Annotated in this window: 13 protein-coding genes and 3 pseudogenes; 9 read left to right on the forward strand and 7 right to left on the reverse strand. The window is 37.7% G+C overall.

Annotated elements, in window-relative coordinates; translation table 11 throughout:
- Window positions 1-96: 96 nt before the first annotated feature.
- The 5 genes from LOS73_RS06865 to LOS73_RS06885 form a co-directional block, all read right to left on the reverse strand.
- The gene (locus LOS73_RS06865; protein WP_457934720.1) at window positions 97-1,785 is read right to left on the reverse strand and encodes a hypothetical protein; all 1,689 of its coding nucleotides are present in this window, start codon (window positions 1,783-1,785) and stop codon (window positions 97-99) included.
- Between the two features lie 17 nt (window positions 1,786-1,802).
- Window positions 1,803-2,180 (reverse strand): DUF3192 domain-containing protein, encoded by a 378-nt coding sequence (locus tag LOS73_RS06870; RefSeq protein ID WP_007376313.1) that lies wholly within the window; start codon window positions 2,178-2,180, stop codon window positions 1,803-1,805.
- Between the two features lie 69 nt (window positions 2,181-2,249).
- Complete coding sequence (gene xni, locus LOS73_RS06875) at window positions 2,250-3,023, reverse strand: flap endonuclease Xni (RefSeq protein ID WP_457934721.1); 774 nt, start codon at window positions 3,021-3,023, stop codon at window positions 2,250-2,252.
- A 10-nt stretch (window positions 3,024-3,033) separates the two neighbouring features.
- Window positions 3,034-4,377: a nucleotide 5'-monophosphate nucleosidase PpnN gene (gene ppnN, locus LOS73_RS06880; RefSeq protein WP_457934722.1), complete on the reverse strand. Its 1,344-nt coding sequence runs from the start codon at window positions 4,375-4,377 to the stop codon at window positions 3,034-3,036.
- A 75-nt stretch (window positions 4,378-4,452) separates the two neighbouring features.
- The gene (locus LOS73_RS06885; RefSeq protein WP_033030212.1) at window positions 4,453-5,988 is read right to left on the reverse strand and encodes a GGDEF domain-containing protein; all 1,536 of its coding nucleotides are present in this window, start codon (window positions 5,986-5,988) and stop codon (window positions 4,453-4,455) included.
- 204 nt (window positions 5,989-6,192) lie between these two features.
- On the opposite strand from LOS73_RS06885, the gene LOS73_RS06890 reads away from it, so the two are divergent.
- Both LOS73_RS06890 and LOS73_RS06895 read left to right on the forward strand, forming a co-directional pair.
- Window positions 6,193-7,980, forward strand: coding sequence for a M61 family metallopeptidase (locus LOS73_RS06890; protein WP_457934723.1), 1,788 nt, complete (start codon window positions 6,193-6,195; stop codon window positions 7,978-7,980).
- A 310-nt stretch (window positions 7,981-8,290) separates the two neighbouring features.
- A complete protein-coding gene (locus LOS73_RS06895) occupies window positions 8,291-10,462 on the forward strand; it encodes a S46 family peptidase (RefSeq protein ID WP_008136452.1) in 2,172 nt (723 codons plus the stop codon).
- Between the two features lie 146 nt (window positions 10,463-10,608).
- Here LOS73_RS06895 and LOS73_RS06900 read toward each other — a convergent pair whose 3' ends face one another.
- Window positions 10,609-11,562: a restriction endonuclease gene (locus tag LOS73_RS06900; protein ID WP_457934724.1), complete on the reverse strand. Its 954-nt coding sequence runs from the start codon at window positions 11,560-11,562 to the stop codon at window positions 10,609-10,611.
- Between the two features lie 137 nt (window positions 11,563-11,699).
- Here LOS73_RS06900 and LOS73_RS06905 point away from each other — a divergent pair.
- Together LOS73_RS06905 and LOS73_RS06910 are read left to right on the forward strand one after the other, a co-directional pair.
- Window positions 11,700-12,850 (forward strand): annotated as a pseudogene (locus tag LOS73_RS06905) (IS110 family RNA-guided transposase).
- 644 nt (window positions 12,851-13,494) lie between these two features.
- Window positions 13,495-14,073 (forward strand): annotated as a pseudogene (locus LOS73_RS06910) (IS110 family transposase); the annotation flags it as partial.
- A 10-nt stretch (window positions 14,074-14,083) separates the two neighbouring features.
- Here the strand turns inward: LOS73_RS06910 and LOS73_RS06915 are convergent.
- A protein-coding gene (locus LOS73_RS06915; protein ID WP_096794087.1) for an IS3 family transposase occupies window positions 14,084-15,264 on the reverse strand; the annotation gives its coding sequence in 2 pieces (ribosomal slippage) (window positions 14,084-15,006 and window positions 15,006-15,264; 1,182 coding nt in all).
- A gap of 426 nt (window positions 15,265-15,690) precedes the next feature.
- Here LOS73_RS06915 and LOS73_RS06920 point away from each other — a divergent pair.
- The 5 genes and pseudogenes from LOS73_RS06920 to LOS73_RS06940 all read left to right on the forward strand — a co-directional run bounded on the left by LOS73_RS06920 (window position 15,691) and on the right by LOS73_RS06940 (window position 20,854).
- Window positions 15,691-16,730: pseudogene (locus LOS73_RS06920) on the forward strand (transposase).
- 173 nt (window positions 16,731-16,903) lie between these two features.
- Window positions 16,904-18,018, forward strand: a protein-coding gene (locus LOS73_RS06925) for an IS3 family transposase (RefSeq protein ID WP_457934725.1) whose coding sequence is annotated in 2 segments (ribosomal slippage) — window positions 16,904-17,165 and window positions 17,165-18,018 — 1,116 coding nt in all. Because the reading frame shifts where the segments join, the coding sequence is not laid out codon by codon here.
- Between the two features lie 210 nt (window positions 18,019-18,228).
- Window positions 18,229-19,068 (forward strand): alpha/beta fold hydrolase, encoded by an 840-nt coding sequence (locus LOS73_RS06930; RefSeq protein ID WP_008138103.1) that lies wholly within the window; start codon window positions 18,229-18,231, stop codon window positions 19,066-19,068.
- Entirely contained in the window at window positions 19,058-20,587 is a 1,530-nt protein-coding gene (locus LOS73_RS06935; RefSeq protein WP_457934726.1) for an amino acid adenylation domain-containing protein, read from the forward strand. The genes LOS73_RS06930 and LOS73_RS06935 overlap by 11 nt, the downstream gene beginning before the upstream one ends.
- Window positions 20,588-20,614: 27 nt before the next feature.
- The gene (locus LOS73_RS06940; protein WP_008138106.1) at window positions 20,615-20,854 is read left to right on the forward strand and encodes an acyl carrier protein; all 240 of its coding nucleotides are present in this window, start codon (window positions 20,615-20,617) and stop codon (window positions 20,852-20,854) included.
- Window positions 20,855-20,884: the final 30 nt, after the last annotated feature.

Here is a 20,884-nt window from a genome sequence, read left to right on the forward strand (position 1 = left end):
TTTGCGCGTCATTAGCTTGCTTATTGCAAGTAGATTAAACGCAGTTAGCGTCAGGTTTAATCCCTCAAATTGATTAAGTATTATTACGGATTGGTATTAAATAGTATTAGATAAGGCAAGCTCTTGGAGCTGTTCATTAAATAAGTGATGGTTTTCCCATTTTTGAGTAGTTAATTGCTGATCTAATATTTGCTGTTGCCAAGTGCTTAGCTTTAGCTGCGGTTTAAATACGGTTTGTGTAAGCGCCTTTATTGCTACCCATAGTTTACTGCGTTCGTTGAGCTGCTTTTTTGGAAGATGTTCAGCTTCCAATAATGCGATTGCCCAAGGGTTATCACTTAATAGTAATGTAAGTTGTGCTTTTAGCTGCTCAGTGTCTAATGAACTAACACCAAAAAAGGCACTAATAGGCGTATTCAATGTGGTGTTAGGTGTTTCATCAATCATTATTTTTCTAGATATATGTGTACTGCATTGTGTTAATAAAAAATAAGCATAGCCATAAAGAGGAAGTGCGATATGTTCAAATTGAATCATTTTATTTTTACTAACCAATAGAGCAATAATTTCTACTATGCACTCTAGTCGCGTTAAAACAAATTGTTGTAAAGGGTGAGGAGTTACCTTAACCAGTTGCTCAAATATAACTCGCTGAATAATTGCAGGGGCGTTAAAATAACCAACCATAGATAGACTATGTTTCAAACTTTTAGCCGCTTGATGTTCATTATTATAAGGTTTTACAGCCTCACATAGATTTTCTATTACATTAGGATAAGGCGCCATAATTTGGCTTAACGCTTTGTAGCTGTATTCATGCTGCAACTTAAGACGACTAATTAACTCTATCAAAGCTAGCGACCCATTATTTAGTATATTGGCAGTGGAAGTTATATGCTCACTGTCCCATACACTAATTTGGATACGTGAATCATTTGATTGCCACTGGATAGCGTTGCTGTTTAGCAATGCCTTGACTCTATACCACGCTATTTTATTTTTATTCTCGACGTTTATTAGTATATGACGCTGCTGATTGTCGCTGGCCAAATACACCATTAATTGATCATTATATATAACTCGGCTACCCGGTAATAATGGGCCTATATGTGCGATTAAAAATTTTATTAGCTGTTGCGCAAATAGGTTAGGTGTACGTATATATAAATCGCCAAGAGCTTTAAAAAGACTAATATGTTGTTTAGAAGGGCTATAAGTAATGTTCATTGCAATTATATTAGCGATAGCAACAAGCGTAATGCCACCATCATAAAGCATTATTTTTGGTGTAGTGACTAATGCTTGCTTGTACTTACTTAGTTTTGCAAGAACTTGCGTTATTGGTTTTGCTGAATCACCGCCAGTTAAGATTATTTTAGCGGTGAGCTGGTGGCGTAATTGCCATATTTTTTTATCACTATCACTAAACTTTAACTGTTTGGAAAGCTTGTTTAGTTGCTCACCCACGCATAAATGATCAACAAGTGCAGCACAGATATATAATTCACTAAGCTGATTATTGTATTGCTGGCTTTTACACAAAGCAGTGGTTAAAACACATTGATTGATAACCAAATTAACAGAGTAACTATATTTAGGGTTAAATACAGCACACCTAGCTTGTAAAGCTACAGGGTATTGCTCATATAGTTCTCTGTATTGCTCAGAAAGTTTACATACTGCAGGGTAGACTGTCTGCCATTGTTTTTTTACATTATATAAAGTTAAAAATAGTTTTGTATTTTCAAGTAATTGGTTTAGTTTGACAGAAATAGGCTCATTCATTATGCCTTCACCTAGTTTTAATCCTGATATTTTTTATAAGCACTAGGCCCCCACAAAATAAGTTGACCATTTTTAAATAACAGCCCGGTACATTCATCTATGGTTGTTATGCCATCGGACGTTTTATGTTGCGTGCGATAAAAAATGATTTGAAGTACTTCATCACTATTGCGTTTTGCAAAAGTAAGATCTGGGCTGCCTAAGTAGTCAAGTACACTATTAATAGTAGTAGGCTGCTCTAGTGAAAGCTTTTCGATATAACGTTTATTAAATGCTTCGCGGTCTTGCCAAATCATCGCTTGGGGGTCATCTTTATAGAAAGTGATCACCAATGTTGCTATTAGCGCATATAGCCCTAAACCTAGAATTAAATACCTAAAAAACTTTTTCAACATTATTTACTCTGGTCACAGAATCTAATAATAGTATACGTATTGTAATTAGCACACGCTATAAACATGCGACTAACTAAGCCTTAATTGCTTTAAACTAAAACCCAAGTTTATATCCGTGCGTAAACTAACCAGTTGTTTTGAGATTACATACATATCCATATTTGCTTCTAGCTTTTTATGAATACTTGGGCTTAGTAATTTATCTTCTAGCGCTTGCTCAACAGTATTATAATTATTAATAAGTTGTTGAGCCGACTTTATCCCTATGCCTTTTACGCCTGGAATATCATTGGTTTTATCACCAGCGAGTGCCCAAAAGTCTACTAACCGACTTTGTTGAACTCCAAAACGTTCTTTTATACTGTGCTCATCAAGATATTGCTTTTTAAAGTAATCATAAATAGTTATGTATTGACCTAAATGAGGTAAGAAACCTTTGTCAGTAGATACAATTGTGTTGCTTATATTATTCGTTGCAGCTTTGCACGCAAGAGTGGTAATAATGTCGTCAGCTTCGTCATTAATCGGTTCAAATACTACAATACCTGTTTCTTCAATGGCTGTTTTGAAATGTATTAATGCATCCTTCAAAATTTGTGGCATTGGCGAGCGTGAATGTTTGTAATTTTTATAGAAATGGTAACGCCAACTTCTGTCACCATCAAACACAGCAATAGCATGGGTGGCGTTGGTAGTGTTAAGTAGTTTTTTGCATGCATGAGCTACTCTAGCACAACATGCTTCGATCATTTGATCATCACTGTGGTGTTTTTGGTTTACGTCAACCGCGTAAATGCGCCTAATTAGATTAAGCGCATCTATAAGAAGTAAATGTGGTTTCAAATTATAAAACTCATGCTTTTATTTCATAACATGGAGTGTACTTACTACCAGGGAGTTTCATACGTCCTTGGTCAACAAATGCCTGAAGCAGTTTATCCATATCTTTCATCAAAGCGGGCTCACCGCTTAAAATATAACGGCCATTTTGTTTAATCGCTTTTATACCTTCGTCTTTTACATTGCCGGCAACAATTCCTGAAAATGCTCGTCGTAAATTAGCTGCTAATAACTGTTTTGGTTGATTAAGGTGTAAATCAAGACCAGCCATATTTTCATGGGTTGGTGCAAAAGGTCGCTGAAAATCGTTATCAATCTTTAGCGTCCAGTTAAAGTAATACGCATCACCTTCGCTTTTACGATAATTGCGTACATCAGTCATTGCTGACTTTAATGTTTGTCCAACTAATTTAGGGTCATCAATAATTACTTCAAATTTGTTGAGCGCTTCTTTACCTAATGTCATTTCAACAAATTCGCACAGTTCTTTAAAATAAGCTTCGCTTTCTTTTGGGCCCGTTAAAATCACAGGCATGCATTGTTTGGCGTTGTCAGGATGTAACAATATACCTAATAAATACAAAAGCTCTTCTGCGGTGCCAGCTCCACCAGGAAAAATAATTATAGCGTGAGCGGTGCGTATAAATGCCTCTAAACGCTTTTCTATATCAGGTAAAATTACCAGCTCATTTACAATTGGGTTCGGTGGTTCAGCAGCAATAATACTTGGTTCAGTCAAGCCTAAGTAACGATTATCTTTAATGCGTTGTTTCGCGTGGCCAATGGTGGCTCCTTTCATAGGGCCTTTCATTGCGCCAGGTCCACAGCCTGTGCAAATATTTAAACCGCGTAAGCCTAATTCGTATCCCACTTGCTTAGTATATTTGTATTCAACTTCATTAATAGAATGTCCGCCCCAACAAACTACCATGCTAGGTTCGCTATTTACGCGCAATGCATCGGCATTTCTTAGCATGTCAAACACCATATGAGTAATGGCTTTTTGTTCTTTAAGATTTTTTTCGTATTTTTGACATATAAATAAAATATCGCGGATAACAGAGAAAATATGTTCGTGAATACCGGTGATGATCTCACCATCTACAAAAGCAGTTAAGGGTGGATTTTCAAGCTCAATTTTAATCCCGCGTTCACGGCTCAATAGGCGTATATCAAAATCTTGATATTTATCATAAATTTCGTTGCTGGCGTCCGTATGACTCCCCACGTTTAGCACAGCAAGTGCACAATTTCTAAATAGTTTATAGCGCTCGCTAGTGGATGATTGCTCTAATAAATCAACTTCTAGTTGTGACAATAAATCTAAAACCCCAGTTGGGTTTAATTGTATTAGCATCGGCGTTCTCCTTGCTATTCTTTTATGTAAATTACCACTTCGTGATATCTTTTATTTAAAATAAAAAATATGACATTATTTACTTATACAAAGACGATCCCGACCTGTATTTTTCGCTTCATAAAGAGCATCATCTGCTCGGTCAAAAGCGATTATAGGTGTATCGCCTTTCTTTAACTGAGTAACACCTAGAGAAATAGTTATTTCAATTTGTTTATCTTTAAATTTAAAAGGAATACTTTTAATTATCTTCCTCAGTTTATCAAGAGGGGCCGTAGCATTTATGAGCGAAGTACTAGGCATAAGTAAAACAAACTCTTCACCGCCATAACGGGCAATAAAATCTGATTTTCTAACCGATTTTTGTAGTGCTTTGGCTATAACTTGTAGTGTTATATCCCCAGCAGTATGACCAAATCTATCATTAATGGATTTAAAATGGTCAACATCAATCACCGCAAGAGTGACATCCGATGACTGAACATTAAATAGGTGTATTTCATGGTTGTAACGTTCATCAAATGCAGCACGATTAGGCAGTTTTGTTAAACTATCCAATAGACTTTTGAAACGTTGTTCATTTAAGCGTTTTTTATATTTTGTTAGTTTGCTTTCAAGGCTACCAATACGACCATTAATTTCATCAAAGCTAGAAACCAGCATTTCTCTGTCAGTGCGTTCAAGTTTTTCTTTTGCAATAAAGTCTTCACTAAGCGATTTTAATTCGTTATCAACCAACTCTTTTAAAGATGATATAGAAGTTGCATTTTGAGTTTGCACATTAAGATTTTTAATCTTACTTTCAATGCTTTTATTTAAAACATCAAACTCAACTTCCATCGATTTTGAGTGTTTACTTGTTGATACAATTGAATGATGTAAATCTTCAAGTGTTTGGTTTAAAGAAGATAAAAAGCTTTGTGCCGATTTACGCTCTTTATTAATATTCTTTACAATAACACTAATTATATTAATAGAAGCCTTTAACAGTGCATCTAACGTGTCGCTTTCTGTAATACAATTTTTTATGTATTTAATTTCTTCAGTTGCTTCGTCTTCCAACACTAATTCGTTAGCTAATTTTAGTAATTTTTGTGCAAGCTCAGGTGTTGCAGTACATTCATCGTCAGACGCAGCTTCTAGTTTGAGACTTAATGTTTGATGATAAAAAGAAATTAGTTGGTCAAGTAAAGGTATAAAATCATGGGTAGAGTGCACTTGATTAATTTCGTGATCTAATAAATGGCGAAGTGTTCTACGTGTATCCTCTGGTAACCCTTTTGTTTTTTGCAGTTGTTTACCAGCACTCTGTACGCTGTTATACAAATCTCGTTGTTGGGAGAGTTGTACTGATTCTTGGTTTTTTAATAAAACAATTGTTTCACTTATCAATGGCGATAGATCTTCAAAGCTGACACCTTTAATGAGTGCAGCCCTGAACTTAGCAAGCCTATTATCTAATTCAGTATCAAGTCCTTTACAACTCAATGATAATTTAGCTGAGAAATCAGAAAGAGTGTCCACCTGATATTTACGCGCGTCTTCAACAGCCATTCGGGCGTCAATTGCTTGTTTTAGTTTCTTATCTGTAGCGTTAGATTTATCAGACACCTAAGCTTACCGCCATCGTATTAGTTATATTATCTTCAGTTTACAACAAATTTTTGTTATGTGTAGTTATCTAACTAAAAACTTAGTAATTTTAGTAAGCTAATGCGTATAAACTCATGTACAAGACTCTTTATCGTATTTAATTCACATTTAAATCCGAGCTTGTTAATCTAGCTAGTAATTAAGTTTCTATTAAGAGTTTTTATGAAAAAGTTATTAGCTTTATCGATTGTAGCTGCATGTTCTACTTCAGCTTTTGCTGATGTAAATTACGAATTAAAAATATCTGAACCACAGCATCATTTGGGTAATGTAAGTGTTGAATTTCCAAAATCAGCACAATCTCATATCGATGTAAAACTTCCTGCTTGGCGTACCGGGCGATACGAAATTTTAAACTTAGCCAATGGCGTACGTTACTTCAATGCAAAAGATGAAGATGGCAAAGAGTTAACGTGGGAAAAAGTTGATCATAGTACATGGCGTGTACATCTTAATAAGCCAACAGAAGTTAATGTTGATTATCAAGTGTATGCAAATGAACTAGGCAAACGCGCCCGTCATATTGACGACAGCCATGCATTTATTGATGCATCAGGTTTTTTTATGTTTAGCGAGTCGTTTCGTCAAGAGCCAGTAACAGTCAATTTAGATATACCTAAAAAATGGCGTTCTGTATCAGGTATGGATAATTTAGAAGGTAAAAATTCATTCAAAGCAGCTAACTACGATGTGCTTGTTGATTCGCCAATCGAAACAGGTATAAATCAATTACACACATTTGAAGTAGATGACCGGGAATATGACTTAGTTGTATGGGGCGATGGTAACTACGATGTAGATTTAATGCTTACAGATCTGAAAAAGCTAGTAGCGACAGGTAATGTAATTTGGGATGGCTATCCGTATGAGCGTTATGTATTTATGGTACATGCAACGTCGGGAGCGGGTGGTGCAACTGAGCATTTAAACTCTACTATTATACAACGTCCACGCGATCGATTTGGTAGCCGAGAAGATTACTTAGGTTTTATAAGCACAGCCGCACACGAATTTATTCATACATGGAATGTAAAAGCATACCGCCCACAGGGTTTAGTGCCGTACGATTACACGAATATGAATTACTCTAAACTACTTTGGATCGCAGAAGGTTCAACAAGTTACTTTGAAGATCATTTATTAGTGCGCTCAGGCATCCAAACAACAGATGAATTTTTTAAAGTAATGAGTAAAACAATTAATCGTCATTTACAAACACCGGGCCGTGAAGTGCAAAGCGCAAGCGAAACAAGTTTTGATAAATGGATTAATCAAGGTGGTGATCATGCACGTAACTACAGCACCAATATATATTCAGAAGGTTCGTTACTTTCACTCGCTTTAGATATCGACTTACTAGAAAAAAGCCAAGGTACAATAAGCTACCGCGATGTGCACAAAGCACTTTATAACAATCATAAAATGCCAGCAGGGTTTACAGACGTAGATGTGCTTAACATTTTAAAAGATTTAACAGGGCGTGATTACTCAAGCTGGTGGCAAGAAAATGTAGAATCGCCTGCAAGTATCAACTTTGATGAGTTACTTGCTAAAGTGGGCTTAAAATATGAACGACCAGAAAAAGCAAAAGCGCTTGCGAGTATTGACGCCACCGCTAAAAATACCGGTGAGTTACTAACACTAAGTTACGTTCGTCGTGGCGGAAGTGCATGGGAAGCGGGTTTAACTACCAATGATAAAATTGTTGCTATAAATAAGCATCATGTGGGTAAAGATTTAAAAACGAGCCTAGAAACATTTAAAGCAGGCGAGAAAGTAACCGTTGACTATATTCGTCGCGATGCTCTTGATAGCTTAACATTAGTATTATCAGAAGATTTTGATAAACCTAAAAAAGTAGTTGCTAATAAAGACGCTACGCTTGAACAAAAAGCGCTATTTAAAGCGTGGATCGGTGTAGAACACCCTGCAGATGTAAAAAAAGACTAAAAGTGATTTATACCAACCTGCATAAATACTTGAACAATTTAACGAATTAAATTTCACTATAACGTCGTTAAAAATTTTTTATTTAGAACAACTAGATACAAAAATTTTTGCCTAGTTCTAGCGTGATTTTCTTAACGTTAAATAGACTTCATATATAAGCAGATTGGTATTAAATTTAGTTTAAATACATTAATTTAAAGTAAGGGAGTGTGTGCTCCCTTTACTTTGTCATTTATCATTCTTAGTAATGGCTCAATTATTTAATAAGTAAATCGGTTACTATCGAACAAACAATAAAAAGGATTCTATAATGCGTTTAAAACCTCTTGTAGCTACATTAGTCGCCACATTTTCTTTATCACTTTCAAGTAGTGCCATAGCCGATGAAGGCATGTGGCAACCACACCAACTTCCAGAGTTAGAATCAATTTTAAAAGCCAAAGGGCTTGAAATTGATGTTGAATCTATTTCTAAATTAACCGAATTCCCAATGAATGCGGTAATTAGCCTAGGCGGTTGTACAGCATCGTTTGTATCGCCAAAAGGCTTAGTGGTTACAAATCATCACTGTGTTTATGGCTCTGTTCAGTACAATTCAACGCCTGAGAACAATATTTTAGAAAATGGCTTTTTAGCTAAAAGTCCTGCTGAGGATTTACCCGCAGCCCCAGGTTCACGCGTATACGTCACACAAACAGTTACTAATGTGACTGACAAAGTTAATAAAGGTATCGAAAAACTAAGCGCTAAAGCACGCTACGACGCAATAGTAAAAAACGAAAAAGCCCTAGTAGCCCAGTGTGAAGCCGACGAAAGCTATCGTTGTAACGTGTATTCGTTTCATGGTGGTTTAGAGTTTTACCTAATTAAGTCACTTGAAATTAAAGACGTACGTTTATCTTACGCACCGGCAATGGGAGTAGGTAAATACGGTGGCGATATAGATAACTGGATGTGGCCGCGCCACACAGGCGACTTTGGTTTTTACCGCGCTTATGTAGGCAAAGATGGAAAACCTGCAGAGTACAGTGAAGATAACGTACCTTACGTACCTGACTCTTACCTAAAAGTAAGTGCCAAAGGCGTGCAAGAAGGCGACTTTGTAATGGTTACAGGCTACCCAGGGCGTACTAACCGATACCGCATTGCAACAGAGGTAGATAACGTATTTAACGACAGCTACCCTAAAGCACGCGTTCATAACTCAAAATACGTGTCGCTTATTGAAGAAAACTCAGAAGACGGCAGTAAAGCGCGTATTGCTTACGAAAGCACCATTGCAGGTTACAATAACTACATTAAAAACTTTGGTTCGATGATCGAAAGTTTTAAAAAAGGCACTATGCTTGAGCGCAAAAAACAGTTTGAGCAAGAGTTAACACAATGGATCAATAGCGATAGTGAGCGTAAAGAACAATACGGAAGCGTATTAGGTGAGCTATCTGATCTAATTGCACAATCACAAGAGCACAGTGAACGCGACCGAATGTTAGGTTATGTACATCGCTCACAAATGATCAGCACAGCACGACGTTTATACCGCCTAGCTTACGAAAAACAACAGCCAAATAGCGAACGTGAATCTGGTTATCAAGAACGTGACTTACCTCGTATTAAAGCAGGGCTTGAGCGCATGACGCGCCGTTATGATAGCAAAGTAGATAAAGCTATTTTACTGCACTTTTTAGAGCTGTATGCAGCACTTCCAAAAGAAGAGCGTTTTAGCGAGGTTGATAACGTATTTAAAGTACAAAATGGGTTTGATAAAGCAACTCAAAGCGCGTTACTTGATAGCATGTATGAACAGTCAAGACTTGATAATGCCACTGTTCGCAATTCATTATTTGAGCAATCATTTAGCCAGCTAAATCAAAGCCAAGACCCATTTGTGCAGTACGCTAAAGCAATCTTTAAAGTAATGAAAGCACAGGAAGATAAATCAAAAGCACTTGCAGGTAAATTACAAGCAGCTCGGCCAGAGCTAATGAGCGCAATTATTGCGTTTAACAAAGCTAAAAACAAACCGGTATACGCCGATGCCAACAGCACACTACGAGTAACCTATGGCACCGTAGGCGGTTACTCACCTCAAGACGGCTTGGTAGCAACACCCTTTACCTCGCTTGAAGGATTACTCGCTAAAAACACCGATGTTGACCCATTTAATGCACCCAAAAAGTTACAAGAGCAAATTAAAGCCAAGCTTTACGGTGATTACACGGGTGGCATGAATACAGTACCCGTTAACTTTTTATCAAATGTAGACACTACCGGTGGTAACTCAGGTTCGCCAACACTTAATGGTAAAGCAGAGCTTGTAGGCTTACTGTTCGACGGTGTTTACGAAAGTATTATTGGTGACTGGGATTACAACCCTGAGCTTAATCGCTCAATCCACGTTGATTCGCGCTACATGCTGTGGGTAATGGATAAAGTAGATAATGCACAAAACTTGTTAGACGAAATGACAATCGTAAAATAAGTAATTAGTGAGATAAGAGAAGGGCGCTTACCGAAAAGGAAGCGCCTTTTTTATTGATGTTTGATTCGTTTATTTATGACTGCTAAGTGCCAGTGTAGGTCGGATAAGCAATGCGCCATCCGACAACATGCGCTTGTTAGAAGCTTTTAGGCACCTACAATTGCCTGCAAGCCAGATTTAACATCACTCTTTGTAATACCAGAAACAAAATGTGCTTTTGCATCAAAATTGCTCTCATTATGCTGCTGTAGCAATTGTTTGGCACGAATAGTCAATGTTGAATTAGAAACCAACACTCCAGGTTTTCCCGCTTGCCTTAACATATAAAGAAAGCCCCGCATCGTATTAACACCAACTTTCTGACGATATGCTTTTGTTTCCACAAGTAAAGCCCCCTTTGATGAAGTAACTTCAAACTCAGGACCATATACGGGTTGCTGTGGTGTGGCTTTTAGCTCCTTAGTTATTGTCAAATTCAGCTCTTTTAATACTTCGCTGACCATTTGGCTATAATCATACCCTCTACGACTGACAGTACCCTCTTCAAATGAGATATTCTCCTCATCCAACTCTATTTCTAGTTCTGCATCTTTCTTGTTCTTTTGGATGATGCTTAAAAAGCCAAGAAGACCGGAAGCTATAGCCAAGAATACGGATATCCATTTTGAGTAATTGAGCTCAGTCCATTCTTCGCTCTTTTCAGGATCATCCTTTATGCCTTCAATCAACGATTGAACTTTCAGATTTATCTCATTCCTCTTCTCTAAAGGAATGTAAGCATTTTTCGCGAAATCGTTACGAATCAGAAGTAGTGTTTGTTTGGTAGAAAAAGGGAAATCTATTTTGTAGAAAACTTCCTTTTGCTCAATTGATGATTCAATTTCCCCTATTGACATCTCCCCCCCAGCAAACAGCCTTTCACCTACTTCTTCTAGGATTTCACCTTGAGCCAAGGCCGATTTGCTATATAAGTTCTCTTTTGCGTAATCGGGTATATAAAAAAGTCCAAAATAAAAAGTTGCAATTACACCAACTACACTAAACAGATTCCAAAATCGGCTTAATGCCCACTGCCAACCATTTTTTAATTCTTCAAACACCTAATCGAGCTCCTTTTGTGAGCGCTTCTAGACATAATGACTCCCACACGGTGTTAGCCTCCGCTTTTCGTGGGTTAGCTTAATTCAAAGCCAGAGCCATAATTAGTTTGTTAATTAACTAAACAGCAGAGGCTAACATGAATAAACATAACATACTTTTTATCGGTCTTGATACACATAAAGAATTCAATGAAGTCGCCTATATTGAAGAACACAGAGGCGCGCAACCTGTGCACCTTGGTCGATTCTCGTCTTCCAAAGTGGCCGTTCAAAAGCTTGTTCGTCAGTTCGAATCGAAATATCCTCGCGCAACACTTCATTTTGTTTATGAAGCAGGCCCATGTGGGTATTGGATTTACCGATTAATTACCAGCCTTGGCCATTGCTGTTATGTGGTTGCACCCTCTCTTATTCCTAAAAAACCTGGTGAGAAGATTAAAACCGATAAACGTGATGCCCTTAAGCTCGCTAAATTACTTAAATCTGAAGATTTAACACCTATCTATGTCCCCGAGCCTGAAGATGAAGCCGTCCGCGATTTATCTCGTGCACGTGAAGTAGCAATGAAAGATTTAAAAGATGCTAAGTTTCAATTAAAAGCGCTGCTGCTTCGCAATAATATTAATTACAAAGGCACCGCGAATTGGTCACAAAAACATTTACGTTGGCTCACTGAACTTGTGTTGCCACATCCCGCGCAGCACATCGTCTTACAAGAGTTTTTACACACAATTAATGAACGAATAAGCCGACTTGAACGGCTAGACAATGAACTCACCATGTTCACCAGTGGCGTTATTATCCTGTAGTAAAAGCAATACAAGCTATGCGTGGCGTTCGTTTGTTGGTCGCCACCGGCGTTGTTGCTGAGCTTGGCGATTTATCGCGCTTCGACCACCCCCGCAAATTAATGAGTTATCTTGGTCTTGTACCTAGTGAGCACTCGAGTGGTGGCAAACGCCATATTGGCGCCATCACAAAATGCGGAAACGGCCGAGCGAGGCGCCTTCTCGTTGAAGGCGCACACACTTATCGGTATGCGGCAAATATATCGACAGATATGCAAAAACGACAAGAAGGTTTACCAAAGGACATTATTGATATTGCGTGGAAAGCACAACTTAGGCTCTGCAAGCGCTATAAAAAAATGATAGCCAAAGGGAAACATTACAACCTGGTTGTCACCGCCATTGCTCGAGAAATGATTGCATACATATGGGCAATTGCAAAAGAAGTGGTGCTAACGCCAGTAAATACAAAACTTAGATTGGCAAGAGTACCTGCATGATAAACGAATTAGAGTTAATGCATAGGATCAAGCATCGGGAGTGGCACAACCACCGACGGCGTTAGGATGGCAATGTAGCTAACGCTTCATTGAACCACGAACATAGACTGAAGACAGGTGCCACGACGAAATAAGTAAGGTCTGCTCTGTTACTAGAAATAGTAATAACCAACGAATATCAGCAAGATAACCGACGACATTACTTGCTTCATCCTATGTATTAACTCGCTCTAATTCGAGCTAAAGTAATTATGGCTTAAAAAAGTTAGGCAGGGATCAGTGCGTTTAACTTGACAGTGGGAGTCATACCAACGCCCTGTTAACAGGCCAAATATTGTTGGCTAAAATTGGTGACGAAGGAGCAAAAGCCAACTGTTATTTGTCCTGCTTTAACGACTTATAGTTACTCCGTTCCATTAATTAATGTATTTACCTATCTCATTAATACATGGAATATGCTTCTGTTGATCACGAATATTTGAGCGAAAACAATCAATGTTTGTAACAAGACTTTCGGATCAACAGGAGTTATTTGTTTCAATACGCATACTCAGGGATTGTCGTAATGCCGACTATCTATAAGACCTGCGAGAAACACTATTAGCCTCTATTTATTCTTTCACTTTACCTCTAGGAGGCCCAAAATGGAAGCCTTTAACGTCTCAGATTTTGCTGCCCTTATCGGGATCGATTGGACTGACCGTAAACACGATATTTGTGAAATAAATCGCGACACAAATACACAACATTTAAGTGTGATTTCCTCTGAACCTAAGTCAATTAATGCATGGGCGCTTGAGTTAAAACAACGCTACAACGGCAGATCTGTTGCCGTCGCGTGTGAGCTAAAAAAAGGCCCACTTATATATGCACTCAGTAAATTTAAGCACATTGTATTATTTGTGATTAACCCATCAAGTGTTGCTAAATACCGTGCTGCATTTACGCACAGCGGGGCTAAAGATGATCCAACTGATGCAATTATTCAAGTTGAAATCTTACAACTTCACATGGATAAATTAACGGTTATTAGGCCGGATTCAGAGGACGTTAGGTGTCTTGCGCAGCTTGTCGAATACAGACGTAAACTAGTACAAAATCGTGTTAATTTAACCAATAAAATAGCCACAACGCTAAAAAATTATTATCCCCACGTGATTGATTGGTTTAAAGAAAAAGACACTCAAATATTCTGTGACTTCTTGCTGCGCTGGCCCTCTCTTGCTGTAGTGGTCAACTAATTTTGGCCACAGTTTTAGAATCTTGATATCTAACCTCAGATTCATTTGGCGCTAAACCGGCATTATAATGATGCGGCCTAACATTGTTGTAATATCCATTTATGTAATCACTTACGCTATATTTAGCGTCTATAAAGTTTCCATATCCAATCTTTGGCATCCATTCCGTCTTAAAGCTTCTAAAAAACCGCTCCATTGGCGCATTATCCCAACAATTTCCACGTCTACTCATACTTTGTGTGATTTTATAGCGCCATAAACGTTGGCGATATTTTAAACTTGTATAATGGCTACCTTGGTCTGAATGGAACATGAGTCCTGTCGGTTTCCCTCTGCTTTCATATGCGAGTTCAAGCGCTTTTAGCGTTAAATTAGTATCTGGTGACAACGACATTGCCCAGCCAACCACTTTGCGTGCAAATAAATCAATAACCACGGCTAAATAAGCCCAGCGATTGCCTGTCCAAATATACGTCACATCACCGCACCACACGGTATCCGGCTCAACAACATCAAACTGTCTATCAAGCAGGTTTGGGATTTCAAGGTGTTCATTACCACCACGTTTATATGAATGTTGAGGTACTTGGCAGCTTTCGAGCTTTAATTTAACCATTAGCTTAGCTGCACGATAACGGCTCAATTCAAAATCATTGTTCGTTGCTATCGCTGCGATTGTCCGTGCCCCTGCTGAACCACCACTCATCGCATGTATTGCTTTTACTTCAGCCTCTAATCTTGCTTGCTCAGGTGTCGGCGCTGTATCCCGTATGGCCCAGTACTTATAGCTGCTGCGATGCACATTGAATACGCTACACAGCAGACTAATTGGATAACGCTCTCGTTGATTTAACTTCTCGATTAACGAGAATTGTTCAGGGAGTCGGACATCAAGAGAGCGGTAGCCTTTTTTAATATATCCTTTTCTAATTCAATGCGTTGGATTTGTTTTTTAAGTTCGCGGATTTCAATTTGTTCGGGCGTCATTGGTGACGCTGATGGTGACTGACCATTGCGTTCTAGCTTTAATTGAGTAACCCACTTACTTACGGTTGATTTACCCACCCCCATAGCTTTTGCTGCGTCTTCTTGCGTATAACCTTGGTCTACTACAAGCTGAGCCGTTTCTAATTTAATTGCCGCTGAATATGTTGCGCGTTTTAATTTCGTCATTTTTTCACCCAAATTTGTATGCTTATTAGCATAACATTTCTTTCTTAATGGGTGGCCAAAATCACTGTACCACTACATAAATACTCTCCACCAGTAGTGGGAAGAATAGCAGATTTCCATCACGACGCGGCTCGGTGGTGTATTTGCCATGAAGGCGTTGAGTTTAGGTCTGTTTAAGCGTTTATTGCACTCCCTTTTATGGTTAGAATTAAAGCCAGCGACTTGGAATACATTTTTTGCCAAATCAATTGATAATGTGCTAATTTTCATGGTGGACGTTCTCTTTAACTGAGTGTGAGTTATAACCAGTTTGGCGCATTGACGCCGTTTTGGGGAGCGTCCATCTCATCACCCACTCTAATTATTGGACTTTATGGAACGAAGTACTAGGCTTTATTTAGTTCAAAAAACAAGTAGGGGGGTTACATGGCAATCGCAAGAAAGCGTCAAGTAAGTTTGGTTGATACAAAATATTATCACTGTATTTCACGTTGTGTTCGCCGTGCTTTTTTATGTGGCGAAGACCATTTCGCCGGTCAATCTTATGAGCATCGTAGAGGTTGGGTTGAAGATAAGCTGCTTGAATTAGCTAAGGTATTTTGTATTGATGTATGCGCTTATGCAGTGATGAGTAATCACACTCACTTAGTACTGTATGTTGATGATAAAAAAGCAAACAGGCTGAATGATAAAGCGATTGTTATTCGCTGGCATAAACTCTATAAAGGCACATTGTTAACGCAGAAATATGTACAAGGTGAAAAGCTAAGTAAAGCTGAACTTATCTTTTTTAATCAAACAGTAAAGGAATACCGAGAGCGCTTATCAAGTATTAGCTGGTTTATGAGGTTATTAAATGAAGACATTGCGCGCAGAGCAAATAAAGAAGATAACTGTACTGGCCGCTTTTATTCGCAGCCATCCATGGCGCTCACCCTTTGGGCCGCCTAAGGCGTTCAAAGTTGTTCCATACAACTTTGTGGGGAGGAGCGCTTTACGTCTCAAACATTATTAGATGAAGCTGCACTTGCGGCTTGTATGGCCTATGTAGATTTAAACCCTATTAAAGCTAAAATGGCAACACCCCTGAGGAGTCAGAGCATACCAGCATCAAACAACGCATAACAGATGCAAACAAACACCCAAAACAGCTCCTTCGCTTTGCAGGCATGCCACGTCAAATAATGCCAAAAGGATTCCCGTTTGAGCTTAAATCGTATCTTGAACTTGTTGAGTTAACAGGGCGTTGTATGCGAGAAGATAAACGCGGGTATATTGAAAGTACACGCTTACCCTTACTCGAAAGAGTAAATATCTCCCCCGAAAACTGGTTAAAACTCACCACACAATTTACACGCGTATTTCACGGTGCAGTAGGGAGGCCCACTTCACAAGTGAGTTACTGTGAAAACTTAAACCGAAAACGGCGAGCGAATATAAGTAACTGCGAAAAGCTACTCGCATAACGCTTAAACAACTCAATAAAAATTAAAACTGCAATTATGCAGTCATTTTCATGCGCGTAATTTAAGTTTAACAGTGATAATGGCTTATTTAATAAGTGCTTTGGTAATCCCCCCCGAAAAATAATAGATGCCAAACGTAGAGTTTTCTCTTATTGTAAACACAGGGGAAAATTATGAAAAAAGCACATTTTACAGACAGTCAGATCCTCGCCATTTTAAAACAAGCAGAAAGCGGCGTGCCTATTCCTGAGCTATGCCGTGAACATGGTATGGGCAACTCAACCTTTTATAAATGGCGCGCAAAATACGGCGGCATGGATGCGTCTTTAATGACACGAATGAAAGAGCTTGAAGATGAAAATCGCCGTTTAAAGAAAATGTATGCTGAAGAGCGGCTAAAATCTGAGGTCATTCAGGAGGCAATGGCAAAAAAATGGTAAAGGCTTCTGAGCGCAAAGTCTTGGCTCATGAAGTCGTTAGCACAAATAAAATGAGTATTGCCTTAGCCTGTCGTACTTTCATGATAAGTGAAACATGCTATCGCTATACGCCAAAACTGTCTGATGAAAATGAGAAAATTGCAGCGTTGCTATTGGATTTAAGCCAATGTCAGCGTAATTGGGGATTCGGTTTATGTTTTTTATATTTACGCAATGTTAAAGGCTACACATGGAATCATAAGCGCGTTTATCGTATTTACCGTGAGCTTGAGTTGAATCTGCGAATAAAGCCTAGAAAACGTCTAACAAGGAAGAAGCCTGAACCATTGGCTGTCCCTGAGACCATTAACGAATGTTGGTCAATGGATTTCATGCACGACCAATTATCTGATGGCAGAGGGTGTCGCTTGTTCAATGTGATTGATGATTTCAATCGCGAAGGACTCACAATAGATGCTGACTTATCACTCCCCGCTGAGCGTGTTATCCGCTTACTCAATCAAATTATAGAATGGCGTGGTAAGCCAAAAGCTATCAGGTGTGACAATGGGCCTGAATATATTAGCCATAAATTAGCAGAGTGGGCGTTAAATAATAATATTGAATTACGATTTATTCAACCAGGTAACCCGCAACAAAATGCTTATGTAGAGCGGTTTAATCGCACGGTTAGGTATGACTGGCTAAGTCATTATATTTACAGTGATATTAGTGAGTTACAAGATAAAGCAACCGATTGGTTATGGACTTATAATAATGAACGCCCTAACATGGGTATAGGTGGCATAACACCCATACAAAAACTGGAAAAGTTAAACAACGGAAATTCTACAGATAGCCTCCATTAAAAATGGGGGGATTACCACGTCAATGTGACTTTTATGTATAAATTCGCTCATTCATCTATTTACGCTGCAAGTGATGAGAAATAAAACTCTAAGATATTTTATTGGTTGACATTCTTTTATGAATGAATAATATAAATAAGGTGTTAAGAAAATGTAATAAACCAAGGCTTCACGGATAAGAACTTCATCTAATACTTATAGGGATTTAAGTTGTCAAAATATTCTTCTGTTAAAAATAATAAAATTTCTCTTGATTATCGTATATCTTTTTATTCTGAGGATGTTCCTTGGATTTGTCTGATATTACCATTTGGACTTAAATTAGATGTAGCTAACTCATTCTTTGATTATTTTCATAACCAATTTAATATTATTACTTATGAAAGTCGGTTGATACTCGATTCTTCTTCCCTACAGGTAATAGACGGTGAACTCACTGTCGAAAATCATGTTAAAGACTTAATGGTTGTACTAAATCACAAAAATATTGAGGATACTATATTAGTTGGTTATTGTTCTGGCGCTGGGATTGCACTAGCCGCTGCAAATCAAAATCCAAATAGGTTCAGTTATTTAATTCTCGTTAATGGAGAATTTGTCCTATTAAATGATCGTGATTGTGTTACTCAGTACGGAATAGATATTGATAACTTACTACCAATTGCTGCGATTGATAGAAGTAAAGCCGAATTTATTCTTAATCGGCTCCAGCCTAAAAAAAATCCTACAAGGTCAGAAATACCTTCTGGCGTAAATTTACCCTTTTCACAACCACATTTTTTTAATCGGTACGCAATTAATTACTTATCATATCGTGATACCAACTTTGAGAAACTAGCGAGTTCAATAAATACGAAAACATTGATTATTGGTGGAGAAAAAGATCAGCAAACCAATGAGAGTAGTGCCATTAAAATTCATAAAGTAATCAAAGGTTCACAGTTATATATAGATCCTTTAGGGGACCATTATGGGTTAATTCGCCAAAACTCAACAACTTTAGAATATATTTCTAGTTATTTAAGTATGGAATTATCAAATGTTGTATAAAAGTGAAGATGCTTTATTAGTACATGAACTTGTAGAAAAACAATCAAAGATAAGTCCAAATAATACCGCGGTTAAGTTTGAAAAAAAACAGCTAAGCTATGATCAACTCAATATAAAGGCAAATATTTTTGCTAAACATATATTGTCTTGTGGGGCGCAGCAAGGAGATGTTATTGGCTTGTCAATGACTCGATCGTTGGAAGTGATTGTAGCAATGCTGGCTATTTTAAAATGTGGTGCATCATATCTACCTGTTGATCATAATACCCCTATATCCACTAGTATTAAAAACTTAGACACAGCCAATGTAAAGTTAGTTATTTCAAATGGCGAATGTAGTGAGTTACTTGATAATAAGCGGACTGCTATCTATTTGAATGATATTACTCTAATGGATGACTTATCTCAATCCGACGGCATTGATTTAACGTCAACTTGTTTGAGTGAAAATGCATTGGATGACAAATGTTATGTCATGTTCACTTCAGGCTCTACAGGTGAACCAAAAGGTGTTGTTATTCCTCATCGAGCCGTTGTTCGTCTTGTGAAAAATACAAATTATATTGAAATTAAGTCAACAGATAACATTTTTCAATTTGCACCATTGTCCTTTGATGCTTCAACCTTTGAAATATGGGGGGCGCTATGTACAGGAGCAACTTTAGTACTCTATTCAGGCTCAATTCTTGACCCTAAGCTATTTTCCCGTGAAATAAAAGACAATAACGTCACTATTCTCTGGCTGACAGCTGCGTTATTTCATCTTATTGCAAGCCGTTATATCTCTGCTCTTTCTCCAATTAAAACGTTATTAGCAGGAGGAGATGTTCTTTCTTCAAAACTTATTAATACGGTTTTAGATGCATATCCAGAAATTACTGTAATAAATGGGTATGGGCCTACTGAAAATACCACTTTTACGTGTTGCCACCGTATGACTGTTTTAAATAGACCGAATGATGTTGTGCCAATCGGTAGGGCTATTACTGGAACCCAAGTCTATTTACTTGACGGTAATTTAGAAAAAGTTGCTGATGGTGAAGTCGGTGAGTTAGTTACGTCTGGCCTTGGTATTGCAATAGGTTATTTAAATTCTAAAAGTATAAATTTTTTCAAAGAACCAAGTATTGATAAAGGCTTACTTTATCGTACCGGAGATTTAGTACGAAAAAATTTGGACGAAGAATTTGAATTTGTAGGTAGAAAAGATAATCAAATAAAAATACGAGGTTATCGAGTTTCATTAGAAATAATTCAAAGTAGTATTTTAACTTTGGAACATGTCAATGATGCGATAGTTTTATTAGAAGAACATGGTGTTGGTGAACAACTATTAACTGCATATTTGCAAGTGGGTGAAGATACTGAATGGACTGTTAGAGGAGTGAAAAGTTCTCTTTCTACTAAATTAGCCAATTATATGATCCCCGATGTAATTAATTTTAGTTCAAATTTACCCATCAGTAAAAATGGAAAAATTGATAAAAAAGCTTTTCACAATAAATCTATAAGAATGTAATTAAACCAGTAATAAGGAGAAATAATAATGGGTGAAATAAAAATAAATGAAGTTATAAAAGGCATTTTTAAAGAAAAACCAATTTTTGATGGTATTTCACAGGAGCAAGATTTCTTCGATATAGGAGCATCTTCTTTGACAGTTGTTGATTTACAAATTCAAATTGAAGATGCACTAAATATTGAAGTGCCAACGTCTAAATTAATGGAGAACCCAACGTTAAAAGGATGGGTAGCTTCATATTTGTCAGCTTCGGCTAGTGCCTAATTTTATCAATAACGTAAGTTAATATTCAAC

Source organism: Pseudoalteromonas sp. SCSIO 43210 (genome assembly GCF_054133285.1).